This is a genomic window from Fibrella musci, from assembly GCF_041321105.1.
Lineage (GTDB): Bacteria > Bacteroidota > Bacteroidia > Cytophagales > Spirosomataceae > Fibrella > Fibrella musci.
Genome location: NZ_JBGGWD010000001.1, coordinates 1,313,976 through 1,327,884 on the forward strand (window position 1 = coordinate 1,313,976; position 13,909 = coordinate 1,327,884).

The window sequence follows — 13,909 nt, forward strand, 5'->3', positions numbered from 1 at the left end:
AACGTTAAACCTCAAACCTCCAACTCATTTTGATCCACCAACTCGAACCTATTGCGGCGCTGGCTACGGCCCCCGGTATTGGCGCTATTGCCGTTGTGCGCGTATCGGGCGAAGGCGCCATTGACCTGACCGCCCGGCTTTTCCGTGGCAAAGACCTCACGCAGCAGCCAAGTCATACAGCTCATTTTGGCACGCTCCGTACGACCACCGGCCTGCTGATCGACGAAGTACTCGTTACGGTGTTTCGCAGCCCGCGTTCGTTTACCAAAGAAGACATCGTTGAGATCTCGTGCCACGGCTCCGAATACATTATCCGGCAAATCCTGACCGAGCTGACCAAGGCGGGCGCCCGGCTAGCCAAGCCCGGCGAGTTTACACAGCGGGCCTTCCTCAACGGACAATTCGATCTGGTGCAGGCCGAAGCCGTAGCCGATGTCATTGCGGCCGACTCAGCGGCGAGCCACCGCGCGGCGCTGAGTCAGCTGCGGGGCGGTTTTTCCCGGCAGTTGAAAGACCTGCGCCAGCAACTGATCGACTTTGTGGCGTTGGTCGAATTGGAACTGGATTTTGGCGAAGAAGACGTCGAATTTGCCAAACGCGATCAGCTACGGCAGCTGATGCAGGCTATCCGCGCCGTCATTCAACCCCTAATTGAGTCGTTTTCGGCGGGTAATGTCATCAAGAATGGTGTTCCGACGGTGATCGTGGGTAAGCCCAACGCGGGTAAATCGACGCTGTTGAACGCGCTGCTGAACGAAGAAAAAGCGATTGTCTCCGACATCCCTGGCACCACGCGCGACGTAATCGAAGATGAACTCTTCATCGATGGCATCCGGTTCCGGCTCATCGACACAGCGGGCCTGCGCGACACCACCGATACGATCGAGGCGATTGGCGTGGAACGTACCCGGCAGCAAATTGAGAAAGCTGCGCTCGTCGTCTACCTGTTCGATGGCACCACGACCACACCCGCTGCGTTGCAGGAAACGCTGGCTGAACTGGACGGGTCAGGTAAACCCTATGTGCTGGTTGGCAACAAAGCCGACGCGACGCCCGCTCATACGCAGCAGACCCTGAAAGCAGTCGGCCGAATTTTGTGGATTTCGGCCAAAGAAGCGCAGATCGACGCGCTGAAAACGGCGCTGTCGACACAGGCACGCGGCAATTCAGCCATGCAGACGGGCAGCGCCGTCGTGACCAACGCACGTCACCTGCAACACCTGATCGCTACTGACGAGGCCATTACCCGCGCCCTGAGCGCACTCGACGCAGGTACGTCGGCCGATTGGCTGGCGATGGATCTGCGCGTGGCGCTGCGCGAACTGGGTGAGTTAACCGGCGAAGTCACCACCGATGATCTGCTCGATTCGATCTTCAGCCGGTTTTGTATCGGTAAGTAGCCGTTGCCCAGAGGCTTATTGGCAACGATTAGCCGAAGATAACGCGGGCTACCAACAGGACGAGTGAGCAGCTTAAAACAGTGGCGATCAGGGCGACAACGCTCCAGGTAAGCGTATTTACCCAATCAAACGAATGCGTAATGGTTTCAGCGGGATAAGAACGCGTAAGTTTCATGGTAGTTTTAGCGTATTATACGTAGTGGTTATGCTTAGACTTCATTCATAACACATGGTCACATCATCATCACTTTTTACTTACCTTTTTGTATAAAATGGTAGGTAAGTCATTTGTAACCACACGATTACGATGTACGGTTAGCTATACTAACGGGAATGATCGCCCTACGGATGTCTGTATTTATAACTATTTGTAAAAAATATTTTGCCAATCTTATAGATACGGTAACCAAAGGCTCTTAGGCTTTGACAATCTGCCCATCGGACATTTCAATAATGCGATCGGTGCCTGCTGCAAAATCAGGATCGTGCGTAACGGCGATGATGGTTTGTCTCTGCGCGGCCAAATCCCGAAAAATACTGAAGACATTATTCGTGTTGGCCTTGTCCAAATTGCCCGTTGGCTCGTTGCCCATTATGATGGTGGGGTCGTTGGCCATCGCACGGGCAATCGCTACCCGTTGCTGCTGCCCGCCCGACAATCTACTGGTTGGTTTGCGGGCATAGTCGGCCATACCCACCAGCTGGAGCTTCTGCATGGCCCGCTCTTCCACCTCAGTCGCTCCTTATTTGCCCCGTTTCAAAGCAGGCAGCAGCACCTAGCGCCTGCGTTAACGCATCGATCAGCGGGTGCGTTGGCGACGAAACCTCATCGGCGACAGTAGGTGGCGGTACAAAAACAGACATATCGACCGGTGGCGGGGCTTGCGTTGAGCCACCGAACGTAAGCGCGGGCAACGTACCTGGACGTGGAACAGTATCAGGAACGTGGTTGACTTTACTCAGTTTGCTGCCGGTTCGGCTGGGTACGTTCCGATTCGGTGTTCCTTCCGTAGGTTTGTAAGGCTTTGGTGAGCCGGGAGCAATCAGGCGGCAGCCATTCACCCGTAAAAACGCAGGTTTCGCTAGTCAAGCAGCCCTTTTTGGTCAATTCAACTAAACCATCATACTCAATGCCTCAGGAACAACCCAACAATCCGCTCCACGGGATCACGCTCGCCCAGATCCTTGAGCAACTTGTGCAGCACTATGGCTGGAACGAACTGGCCGAGCGCATTCCGATCAACTGTTTTCGCAGTAACCCCAGCCTGAAATCGAGCCTGACATTTCTGCGCAAGACGCCCTGGGCGCGGGAGCGGGTGGAAGGTTTATACCTGAAGCTGATGCGCCAAACGCAGTCTTAACAATTCCATTACCTAACTTCCAAAGATTCTTCGTAGATTTGTCCGGCAAATAACACTCCCTGTTTATTTGCCATGAGCTTAGACGCCAGCAAGTTTTTGTACGAAGCGCTTACCTACGACGACGTACTGCTGCTCCCCGCCTACTCGGAGGTTCTGCCGAGAGACACCAACACCAACGCCCAGCTTACCCGCGCCATTCGCTTGAATGTGCCGCTCGTTTCTGCCGCGATGGACACCGTCACCGAGTCGGATCTGGCCATTGCGATGGCACAAGAAGGCGGTATCGGTATTATCCACAAAAACATGAGCATCGAGCGGCAGGCCGAACAGGTCCGCAAGGTAAAACGCTCTGAAAGCGGGATGATCATCGATCCCATCACGCTTACCGAAGGCTCTACCCTCGCCGATGCGCACCGGATTATGCGCGAATCCAAGATCGGTGGTATTCCCGTCATTGACGACAACGGTACGCTCATCGGTATCCTGACCAACCGCGACCTGCGTTTCCAGCGCGACCTGTCGCAGCCCGTTACGGCCATTATGACCCGCGAAAACCTGATCACGGCCAAAGCCGGGCTTTCGCTGGAAGATGCCGAGAGCATTTTGCAGGAATACAAAATTGAGAAACTGCCCATCGTCGATGACCAGTACAAGCTGGTGGGCCTCATCACGTATAAAGATATTCTGAAGCGCAAAAGCCACCCCAACGCCTGCAAAGACGAACTGGGCCGGCTGCGCGTGGGTGCCGCCGTTGGCGTAACGCCCGATCTGCTGCAACGCATTGAGGCACTGGTGAAGGCAGGCGTCGATGTGATCAGCGTCGATACGGCCCACGGCCACTCGCGCGGTGTGCTCGATGCCGTTCAGAACATCAAGGCAACGTACCCGAAACTCCAAGTGATCGCGGGGAACGTGGCGACGGGCGAAGGGGCCAAAGCCCTGGCCGATGCCGGTGCCGACGCCGTGAAAGTAGGTGTTGGGCCGGGCAGTATCTGCACCACGCGGATCATTGCCGGGATCGGGATGCCGCAGCTGACGGCCGTGTACGAAGCCGCCAAAGCCCTGCGTGGCACAGGCGTTCCGGTGGTGGCCGACGGAGGCATCCGTTTCTCGGGCGATATCACCAAAGCCATTGCCGGTGGTGCCAGTACAGTCATGATCGGATCGTTACTGGCTGGCACCGAAGAAGCGCCCGGTGAAGTCGTTCTGTTTGAAGGTCGCCGGTTCAAAAGCTACCGGGGTATGGGTTCTGTTGAGGCGATGGAAGATGGATCGAAAGACCGTTATTTTCAGGATGCCGAAGATGATATCAAGAAACTCGTTCCCGAAGGCATTGTGGGCCGGGTGCCGGTAAAAGGCAAAGTGTCGGAGATCGTCTATCAAATGGTGGGTGGCCTGAAAGCTGGCATGGGGTACTGCGGAGCGGCCTCCATCGAAGCCTTGCAGGAGGCCAAATTTGTGAAGATCACTACGGCCGGCTCTAAAGAAAGCCACCCACACGACATTCAGATTTCGAAAGAAGCGCCCAATTATTCGTCGCGGTAATCGAGGCTTTTTCAGTATAAACGGGGGGAAATGGCAAGGTCATTTCCCCCTTGTTTGTTTCTATTGGCCGAGCTTTAATTCAGGGTCGCAATCTGGCCCGAGCCCTGCACCGATAACCTTCCGTTACCACCAAACCGAATGCCTTTGGCCTGCCCCGTATAAGCATCGGGTACAGTCACGGTATGCAGAACCCTGATGGGCAGCGTACCATTCGGAATGCAGTTGCAGTTCCAGGTCGAGGGGGCGTTCCAGGGGCCCGACGCCACCGACTCGACGAACGTACCCGGCATCACGGTAACCGTACTGGTAAGGCTCTTGTCGCTGAGGCAACTGAGGCTACCCGTTGTCCGTTGGCAGCGGGCGTAATACTGTGTTGTTGCGGTTGGTGAAACGGGCATGCTCACCTCGCCATCACCAACCGTTTGGTACCATCGGAGCACAGCTGTCGCGCCCGTACACCCGCTGGCGCTCAGCACCACCGAACTTCCCTGTGTGATGGTTACGCTGGCAACGGTAGGTGGTGCCGTCGTCTGGATGGTAAACGTGGTGGCCCGGCGACAGGCTACCGATTCGGCCGTCGAGACGTAAAACGTGGTGGTACCCGGCGTGGCCGTATTGGGCACCCCGGAGCCAGCTACGCCCACCGGGTTGAAAACAGGGCCGGTAAAGATGGCCGAACCGCCACTGGCACTCGTGAACCAGTTAGGTGTGCCGCCAGCAAATACGGGGGCGCTCGCCTGCAAGGTGTAACTGCCCGTTATGCCATTGTTATAAGCCGAGACCACAACGATATAGGTGGTTCCCTGCACCAGCAAATGGGTCAGCTTAGACAGCCGATCGGCGCCGCTGTCGTCGTCGCCGCGCAGAAAGTTGGCACCGGGATTCGCCGGGTTGAAGGCCGTCTGATACAGCGACAGGTACGTGTCATTGTTGCCCCCATCGCTCAGCGACGCGGCCGTGATCTCAAACGTTTGGGTGCCGCTGGCCGGGGCCGTAAACGTGTAGGAGCGATAATACACGGTCGACCCGGCGGCGTAGGTCGTTACGTTGTCGCCCGTGGCGTGGGCATAAGTAGGCGAGCTGGTTGTCAGGGTTCCACTCAACGTACCCAGCAGGCTGACAGGCACCACAAGTCCCTGTCCGGCAGGTACCGTGGCATTCTGACAGATGGAATAGGCTCCCACGGTTGGCGTTACGATCGGGCTTACCAACACCGTAACCGGCACGACCGACACCGTCCCGCATGCGTTGGGGCTCATCGAAAAGCTATAGATTACCGTGATGGGGGCGTTGGTTGTGTTGACGAGCATCTCATTGACTACAGCCCCATTAGCCGTAGCGCTGGCGTTGCTGATACCCGACACTGCCGGTCGCGACCAGGCGTAGGTCAGGCCCGACGTACCCGAGGTGGCCGTGTAGGCGAAAACCGTTCCCGTACAGATCGTAGCGGTGGTAGGCGAGCTTAGGTTGGCCCCATCGATAGGCGTAAAATCTTCGATCACGATCCGGTCGTTCGATGAGCTGCCCGTTGAGGCATTGGCTCCTAGCCCACGCCGCGCAAACGCCCGACCGATGGCACAGCGGTACCGCCCGTTGAACAGCAGTTGATCGGCCTGTAAGATGGCGTCCCGCGCCTGCACAAAGCTGGGGCTACACGGTTGCAGGCGCAGCCCTTCGTTTACCAGTTTCAACGCGGCCACGTTGCCCCGCATCGCCGTTACGCTGGCCGGGGTACTGTAGACATTGGCCTCGATCTGCCCATCCTGCAAGATGATTTCCCAGGTCATATCCCATAGCATCGTCGCCCAGATCGAGCCGATCCCGTGGGGCCGCGAGAAACTTACGTCGCCCACTTTCGCGTAGGTGACCGGGTTGTTGATGTTCGCCTTATCGTAGGAGTACCGGTACAGCCGAATGCCCGACCCGGTCGTTGGTTGCCCCACCACGTAGGTGCCGATGCTACGGGGCAGGTTAGCACTGGCGACATTGGCACTCAGCGACGACCAGTTGGTGGTCAACATCAGGGCCAGGTAGTCGCTCCAGCCTTCGCCGGGCTGCTCTATGTTTTGCAGGCACGACACATTGGCCGGGCCACCCGTCAGCCGAACCGACCAGCCGTGGCCATACTCATGCGAAATAATGCCGTTGTCGAAATCACCGTCGGGCTGGTAGCTGTTTCCGGTCCAGAGGTACATCTGCATACGGCCATTGCCGCCGTCGGGCGGGGTCGAAAAGTTGGCGTTATTGGTGCCCGCCCCATCCTGTGCATCAGCCAGCACATAGTCGTTACCGGCCCCACCCCGCCCCTGGTTGGTCTGCTGAAAATTGCCGCTGGGTTCGTCGAATCCGTAGCGCCACAACACGTCGTGAATCACGTTGCTCCAGTAAAACAGGTTAGTGATAGCGGCACTCTGGTTGGCAGCGGCGGTGTTTAAGCCCTGTGTGTAGGGAAAGTCGAATTCCAGCGTAGCCGATGCTGGGCTGACCCCTACCCCGTCGTTGGCATTCGCGTCTTCCTGCGCCCAGACATTGTTGCCCCGGGTGATGGTGTAGCTGGTGGTGCCGTCGGTATGCCAGCCATTGGTAGCGCCCGGTCCCGTACCGCCGGGAACGAAACGGGTATACGGGTTCGTCGAGACGGTGCGGGTGCCAAAACTGGGGCTTTCCAGCGGGTAATCGAACACCGTGTAGCTATTGGCAGCAAACGATTTTGCGGGCAATCCAAACGAACGAATAGGCGCTTTGCTATGACCCACCGGCGGCCCGTGTGTATGGGCGGGCGCACCGAAATCACAATGAATCACCTCGTCGACCTGCCGCACCACCTCGCCCGTGTTGGCATCGAGGTGAATAGACCAGCGGTTTTTGCCGTCAGGGGTCAGAAAGGTAACGTTCCAGGTGAGTTGCAGCCTATCGACCACGCTCTCGCCTTTTCGGTCGACTTCCATAGGCAACCAGTACAGCTTTACGTTGATGGGATCACTGGAGACGGCCGCGGCCGCGTAAACCGTTTTCGTAAGCGTACCATCCCCCAGCCTGACGGTACTGATTTCCCGAACCTGACCGGCATCGAGCACAGGCATACCCACATGCGTGGTCGCTTTTTTCAGCACTTCGAGGGGCGTAAGCGTGTTTTTGCGTGAACCCACATTCGGGAGGCTGGCCGAGTTGGGGACAAAATTGTGCGTCAGGTACGTTACCTGACCGCCCGCCAGCACGACATTCATCAGCCGGTTGTAGACCTCAATCGACTGGTAGCCCTGATTGAAATAAACATGATACCAGCCCGTGGTCGGCGACAGGTAAGCGCTCGACACAATCAGCTCATCGACATCGGCCGGGCTGATTGCCTGAGCTTGCCCGTGCTGACGTACATACTGCTTTGCCGTTTCGATTTCAGCCTGGGCATAGGCCCCATAGCCCGCCAGGCAGAGTAGCGTCAGTAGGATAGCGGCAAACGGGGTACGTCCGGTAAACGGTGGATTCATAAACGAATAGTCACAGGTGCAGGATTGCTTAGGCTGATCTAAGCTACTCGTTCTACGACTGACGCCCAATAGTTTATCCGAAAACCGACCCCTATTTACTCGTTGGTCATGTTTTGCGCTATCCCTTTATCGCCTCGATACTACCTTCTCCTAAACGCTGATAATCCGAGTAGTTAAACCGTGCGGCGTTACCGTGATTTCGCGGTAGTAGGGCGGTGTTTTGTCCAGTTTCAGCTCGGGGGTGTCCGGGTCGAGCTGAATGTAGGTAGAGGGCGTAATGAACACCGTGGTATTGGCCCGTTGGGCAACCGCCTCGCAGTGATAATGCCCGCTGATCACCTGCATCCGGCAGGGCAGTTCCTCTGTGATTTCCAGCCACAAATCCTGTTGTTTGAACGGGTATTTGACATCCATGAACTTGGTATCGGCAGGCAGCACCGGGTGGTGACAGAAAATCAGCGCATTATGATGGATGGCGGCCAGTTCGTCGGCCAGCCAGGTCCATTGTGCTTCCGAAAAAACACCTCGCGACGAGTCGAGAAACAGGGCCGGATAGCCTTCCAGCGGGGTAGCACTGTAAAGCTCATTGCCGTTGAGATGGCGCGTCAGATGCAGCTCTTCGGCCAGCATCACCGAGTCGTCGTGGTTGCCCGGAATCGCAAACCACATGCAGGGCAAATCCTGCAATTGCTCGTAAATCCAGCGGTATATCTCACGCACCCCGACATCGAAACACAGGTCGCCGCCCAGCACCAGGCAGTTGGGTTTGGTAGCCCGGATGGCATCGAGTGTTTTCAGGAAATTGGCCCGCACATCGACGCCCGCCGGCATCTCGCCTTCGGCGCCAATGTGAATGTCGGTAATGAATGCAATTTTCATGCACCCAAATTAGTAATTAATCGGGTTGTTGGGCTACCCGAAGGCCTTTATCCGCGCCGACGGTGGGCGCAAACTTCCGTTTGTAATAGGCCACTGTCCGCCCGATCATCATCCCCCCCAGTATCGACGGCGCTATCCAGACGGCGGTAGCCACCCATTCGGGCGCATCGGCGGGCGTCAGCAGGCGTTGGTTGGTGACCGCCGCGGCCGTAAATGTGGCAATATATGAGGCGCCCATGCGCGTAAAGTGCTGAAAGAACCAGTGCATTTTCTCGGTTGGTTGCCGCATCTGTTGTACGTCCTGCACGCCGAAGCGGGTCAGCAACAGGCCGAAAAAGGTGAAGACAATGGGCAGAAACTGAAAGCCGTTCAACACAAGCAGGTACGTCCCGAAGAGCGCCATCGCCAGCCCGCACCCCAGCGCTGTATATACCAGCCCCCGGTCAAACAGCGTGGTCTGCCCTTTCTTTTGTTTGGTGGCCCGCCAGCCCGACATGCAGAAATAAAAGCTGAGTATGGCAATGCCCGACAAAAACAGGCGCATCATCCTGAAGGGTTGCAGCGTACAAAGGAGTATTGCCGTTACGGCCACCACGATCATGCACCAGACATACACCAGCCCGGCGCGGTTGTGAAGTCGGTTTCCTTTCTGAACGACCATCGGTATGATCCCTACGAGCAGGGCAATAATACCGGCCAGAACATGGGTAACCGTGAGTGAAGTAATCAGCGTTTTCATGAGCAGCTTGTGCGTTTGCGTTGAACAAACGTAGTGGCTCAAGCGACTCGGCACCAGCCCGATGGGGCGTTTGGCAACGTTTGGGGCGTTTGGTAAAGCCGTTCAGCCAGCATGAAGCCGCCGAATCAGGGTGTCGTTGTATTTGCGGGCTACCGGTACTACCAGCGCCCCCTGCGCCAGATGCAGTTTGTAGCCCTGCGCATTGCCCGACACCCGCGCCACACAGTCGAGGTTGACCACGTAGGAACGGTGGCAGCGCGCAAACGGCCGTTGATCGGCGGGGAGCTGTTCGTCGAGTTGAGCTTCCAGCCGGCTGAGGCTGCTTCGCATGAGTTCTTTAGCGAGTTGCGCCTGCTTCTGATAATAAACCGTGCAGTAGTTATCGCTCGACTCGATGGCCAGCAGGTCGTCGGGTGGCAGGGTGAGGGCATCTTTCCCGTTGTCGGCCAGCAGGGTTAGCAACGTTACTGGCGTGGCAGGCTGCGGATGGGCGGGCTGTGTCTCCAGTTCTTCCGACAGGGCCGTGGCGTCGCGGGAATAACGCCGGAGTTGAATGATGTAGTTAGTGAGCACAACGCCTACCGCTGGGAATATGCCGATCAGGAAGGTCATGCCCAGCACCCAACCCCAGCCGCCCGCCAGCGAATGACCGGTCAGCCAGCCCAGATAGAACCGGTTAGCTACCGTGATGAGCAGAATGTGCGTCAGAATGTAGGTGATCTCGCGGCCAACCGTCCAGTTGGTCTCGCTAAACTGCCGGGGAAACAGGCGCGGCAGCAACACGGAGTCGATCAGCAATACGCCGAACGTAACCAGCCCGAAGCCCAACACTTTGAGGGACTTGTAAGGCAGTTGCCATTCGTTGATACCGAACGGCTGAAACAGCAGCAGAAACAACCCGACAAAGGCCCCAATCAGCAGACTTCGCCCCAGTATCTGCCCCGTCGACTCGTGACTGGGATAGGGCTGCCGTAAGAATGCGACCAGCTTATTCACTCATCCGTTGGTTTAAAACGGCCGCCAACTACCTACCTGTTCAAAAAAGCTGGGAATAGCCTGCGGAAAAACCACGGCCATGAACAGGATACCAAACAGCGCGCCATATAAGTGCGCGTCGTGGTTGATTCCCGAACTACCCTGCCGCGCCGCATAGTACGAATACCCCAGATACAGAATCGCGAAAATGAAACCGGGGATCGGCACGGGAATGAAGAAGAAGTAAATACCCGTCAGCGGGAAGACCAGGATAGTGGCGAAAATAATAGCCGACACCCCGCCCGAAGCCCCCAGCGAATTGTAGCGGCTGTTGTCTTTGTGCTTGATCAGCGTCGGGATATCGGAGATCACGATAGCGATCAGGTAAAATACCACCAGCACGATGCCCCCGATACCCGGAAAAAGTTGGTTGAATATCGCTTCGACGTTTCCTCCAAAAAAGTAAAAGCTGAGCATGTTGAACAGCAGGTGGCTCAGGTCGGCATGCAGAAATCCCGACGTGATGAGCCGGTAATACTGGCCCTGATGCGCCACTGCATATGGGTTCATGATCCAGCGATCCATGAGGCCGGGGTTGTTCCAGGCCGCCAGACTGATGCCGACTGTTACGAGAATGAGGAGGAGGGTGATAGACATATCAGGATTCGCGTTCGACTAACTGGTGGGCAAAATCAAGGAGAATGGCTTTTCGGGCGGGGTCGGCTTCGACCTGTTCCAGGTTGGTAAACCCTTTGTTGACGTACTCGGCCACCCGCTGTTCAGCCAGTTGCCGAATGCCCAGTTGGTCGTAGATCTGCGTAACGGCGGCCACTTTTTCGGCTTTGTCAAACGAGTCGCGGGCCAGCCAGTCGAGCAGTTGGGTACGTGTTTCGCCTTCGGCCCGTTCGAGGGCTTCGATCAGCATGAAGGTTTTTTTGTTGGCGATGATGTCGCCCCCTACCTGTTTACCAAATTTGACCGGGTCGCCATACACATCGAGTAGATCATCTTTAAGCTGAAAACCAATACCAATGTTTACGCCCGCTTCATATAAATGTTGCGTACTATCAGCATCGGCGCCGGCGATGAGCCCGCCAAGTTCCATGGCAAAGCCCAGCAGCACCGACGTTTTCAGCCGGATCATTTCGATGTATTCCACCTCTGAGACGGCGTTGGTCAGCGTGTCGCGGGTTTCAAAATTCATGTCCATCTGCTGTCCTTCGCAGACTTCGGCGGCCGTCTGGCTGAAACGCTTCAGTACGGTGCGCAGCTGAGCCGGGTTTACATCGAGCAGTTGCTCGAAGGCCCGCACGAGCATCACATCGCCCGACAGAATGGCAATATTGGCGTTCCATTTTTCGTGAACCGTAGGCTGCCCCCGGCGCAGGGGGGCCTTGTCCATAATGTCGTCGTGCAGCAGCGTAAAATTATGGAAGACCTCCACGGCAACGGCGGGCTTGAGGGCCTGCTGCCAGTTGTCGGTAAACAGGGCGGTGGTCATGAGAGTCATCAGCGGGCGCAGTCGCTTGCCGCCAAGATTCATGATATACCGAATAGGATCGTATAGCTCGGCCGGTTGCTGGCCGTAGTTGGTAAGCTCGAATTGGCGTTGTAAAGCGTCCGCTAACTCTATGGGATTCATGCAATGGGTGTTGTTCGGGGCTAAAGCTAAGGCCGCTACACCTCATGACCAAATTGCCGCAGGATCGGCCGCCAGAAATCCAGATCGTATTTGTCCCAGGCGTGGCAGCCCAGCGGCAGTTCGCCGCCGTTGATGACCAGGCTGCGCTTCGGCTCCAGTTCGATGGCAAAATGCAGCGCCTCACCTGCTTTGGGCGACCGAATCAGGTGACGGTACGGGATCAGGCGCGGGTAGTGCAGCGAAAAAAAGCCGTCTTCGTTACCCGGCCATCGTTTGTGAAACCGGTGGTAGACCTGCAACAGCCGCAGACAGGTACGTACCCGGCGCAACGACAGCCCACCGTTGAGCAACGGCCGCTGAAACACCTTCGATACGCGGGTACGAATGGTTTCGGGCTCATCGCGCACCGGCCGAACATCGGCAAACTGCGGCGCACCCACGTAATCATACCCACGGCGACACCAATCGGCCAGGGTATCGCGCAGGATAAACGCGTCGAGCTGGCAGATGAGCATGTAGTCGTAGGCCAGAAAACGCTCGTAAAACAGTTCAGAACAAAGCAGTTCGTTGTACCCTGCAACGCTGGTGAAATAGCGATCAGCAAACGAATCGAACTGTAAAGTAGGGAAGTCGACAAGCCAGCCCGACAGATCAAGCCCTTCAGGTTTGATGACGGTCAGCGGGTAATGGCCCAGCATCGTTACGGATTGCTGCAACGAAATCCGCTCGTAGGGCGAGAGGGTAGCCTTGTAAGCCGGAACGACAACAATAACAGAAAGTGGCTGAGCGGTATCCAACGGTGAGTCAACTAGGGTTCAAGCAAATCGCCCAGGACAGTTTTCCACCAATGCCCCGGAAATAACTGGTAGCGCCCCCGTGCGGCCTCGGCAAGTACCGCCGGCCAGCGAAACACCCGAAAAACGGGCAGTTGCACCCGCTGCTTCAGGTGGTCGGCCATCTGCGCCAGCCGCGCCAGCCGTTGCGAATCAATGTCGGTGCGGGCGCGAAGCAACTCATATAATTTTTGGTACCGGTCAGCCAGTTTCAGAATGGGTTCCATCCGTTCGGCCCGGTCGCGGCGCAGGCGATCGGCCAGCGTCACTTTGGCGCGGGCGGGCTTAAACCCAACCTGTTGGCTGCTGTGCTGCCGGTACTGAATCAGCGGCTCACTGATGAAGCCGATGCGGCCTTTCAAGGCCAGTACCAACGACATCCAGGCATCGTGAATCAGGTATTGTACATGCGTTGGGAAAGGCAACAGCGACGCCAACGCCGCCCGACGAACGGCCATCGTCGCACCCGTAACCACGTACCCACTGAACAGCAGTTCGTAGCCCTTGCCATCCTGCCACTGCTGCTGGGCTTCGGACGTAAACTGCACCACTTCCCAGATACGATGCCCCGTTGGCCGCGAATCGTCGTCGATCAGGTCGGCGTCCGAAAACACGGCGTCCATGTCGGGGTGGGCCGCAAACCAATCGGCTGTTTTCTGGAGACGATCAGCCCGCCAGGCATCATCCTGATCCGACAGCACAACGATGTCGCCCGTGCAATGTGTCACGGCCCGCTCGAAGCTTTTGGTCGAGCCTAGGTTTTGCTCGTTTGGGTAAATGTGTACGGGAAAAGGTGCCGAGGCCGCCCAGTGTTGCAGGTAAGCAACGGTATCGTCTGTCGAGCAATCGTCGACCAGCACCAGTTCATCCGGCAGGCGCGTCTGGGCGAGAATGCTGGCTAACTGTTCGGGCAGGTAGCGTGTACCATTATACGTACATAAGGCTACCGATAGCGTGTGGGCGGGTGTACTCAAGCGACAATCGATCAAAAAACGGCTGCCACGCTCCAATCAGGGGCATACCTGTGCCGCAAAGGTACGTACCATC

General features: G+C 56.9%; 13 protein-coding genes and 1 pseudogene. 3 read left to right on the forward strand and 11 right to left on the reverse strand.

Annotated features, from left to right (window positions below; all coding sequences use genetic code 11):
- The first annotated feature begins 32 nt into the window (after positions 1–32).
- The gene (gene mnmE / locus ACAW74_RS05390) at positions 33–1,400 is read left to right on the forward strand and encodes a tRNA uridine-5-carboxymethylaminomethyl(34) synthesis GTPase MnmE (protein WP_370697225.1); all 1,368 of its coding nucleotides are present in this window, start codon (positions 33–35) and stop codon (positions 1,398–1,400) included.
- Positions 1,401–1,428: 28 nt separating this feature from the next.
- Here the strand turns inward: mnmE and ACAW74_RS05395 are convergent, their stop codons facing one another.
- From ACAW74_RS05395 to ACAW74_RS05405, 3 genes and pseudogenes are all read right to left on the reverse strand, one after another.
- Entirely contained in the window at positions 1,429–1,575 is a 147-nt protein-coding gene (locus ACAW74_RS05395) for a hypothetical protein (RefSeq protein WP_370697166.1), read from the reverse strand.
- 241 nt (positions 1,576–1,816) lie between these two features.
- A pseudogene (locus ACAW74_RS05400) lies at positions 1,817–2,176 on the reverse strand (ATP-binding cassette domain-containing protein); the annotation flags it as partial.
- Positions 2,133–2,462: a hypothetical protein gene (locus ACAW74_RS05405; RefSeq protein WP_370697226.1), complete on the reverse strand. Its 330-nt coding sequence runs from the start codon at positions 2,460–2,462 to the stop codon at positions 2,133–2,135. The pseudogene ACAW74_RS05400 and the gene ACAW74_RS05405, both read right to left, overlap by 44 nt.
- Before the next feature lie 68 nt (positions 2,463–2,530).
- Between ACAW74_RS05405 and ACAW74_RS05410 the strand changes: the two genes are divergently transcribed.
- Both ACAW74_RS05410 and guaB read left to right on the forward strand, forming a co-directional pair.
- On the forward strand, positions 2,531–2,761 hold the full coding sequence (locus ACAW74_RS05410; RefSeq protein WP_370697167.1) for a VF530 family protein: 231 nt from the start codon (positions 2,531–2,533) through the stop codon (positions 2,759–2,761).
- A 72-nt stretch (positions 2,762–2,833) separates the two neighbouring features.
- Positions 2,834–4,306, forward strand: coding sequence for an IMP dehydrogenase (gene guaB, locus ACAW74_RS05415; protein ID WP_370697168.1), 1,473 nt, complete (start codon positions 2,834–2,836; stop codon positions 4,304–4,306).
- Positions 4,307–4,380: 74 nt separating this feature from the next.
- On the opposite strand, the gene ACAW74_RS05420 is transcribed toward guaB, so the two are convergent.
- From ACAW74_RS05420 to ACAW74_RS05455, 8 genes are all read right to left on the reverse strand, one after another.
- The gene (locus ACAW74_RS05420) at positions 4,381–7,794 is read right to left on the reverse strand and encodes a M36 family metallopeptidase (protein WP_370697169.1); all 3,414 of its coding nucleotides are present in this window, start codon (positions 7,792–7,794) and stop codon (positions 4,381–4,383) included.
- A gap of 150 nt (positions 7,795–7,944) precedes the next feature.
- Positions 7,945–8,673, reverse strand: a complete 729-nt coding sequence (locus ACAW74_RS05425) for a metallophosphoesterase family protein (RefSeq protein WP_370697170.1) — start codon at positions 8,671–8,673, stop codon at positions 7,945–7,947.
- A gap of 16 nt (positions 8,674–8,689) precedes the next feature.
- Positions 8,690–9,412: a DUF2306 domain-containing protein gene (locus tag ACAW74_RS05430; protein WP_370697171.1), complete on the reverse strand. Its 723-nt coding sequence runs from the start codon at positions 9,410–9,412 to the stop codon at positions 8,690–8,692.
- 102 nt (positions 9,413–9,514) lie between these two features.
- On the reverse strand, positions 9,515–10,408 hold the full coding sequence (locus ACAW74_RS05435) for a LytR/AlgR family response regulator transcription factor (RefSeq protein ID WP_370697172.1): 894 nt from the start codon (positions 10,406–10,408) through the stop codon (positions 9,515–9,517).
- 12 nt (positions 10,409–10,420) lie between these two features.
- Entirely contained in the window at positions 10,421–11,044 is a 624-nt protein-coding gene (locus tag ACAW74_RS05440) for a rhomboid family intramembrane serine protease (RefSeq protein WP_370697173.1), read from the reverse strand.
- A gap of 1 nt (position 11,045) precedes the next feature.
- Entirely contained in the window at positions 11,046–12,029 is a 984-nt protein-coding gene (locus tag ACAW74_RS05445; protein ID WP_370697174.1) for a polyprenyl synthetase family protein, read from the reverse strand.
- A gap of 35 nt (positions 12,030–12,064) precedes the next feature.
- A complete protein-coding gene (locus ACAW74_RS05450; RefSeq protein ID WP_370697175.1) occupies positions 12,065–12,826 on the reverse strand; it encodes a DUF5672 family protein in 762 nt (253 codons plus the stop codon).
- A gap of 11 nt (positions 12,827–12,837) precedes the next feature.
- Entirely contained in the window at positions 12,838–13,836 is a 999-nt protein-coding gene (locus ACAW74_RS05455; RefSeq protein ID WP_370697176.1) for a glycosyltransferase family 2 protein, read from the reverse strand.
- Between the last annotated feature and the right edge of the window lie 73 nt (positions 13,837–13,909).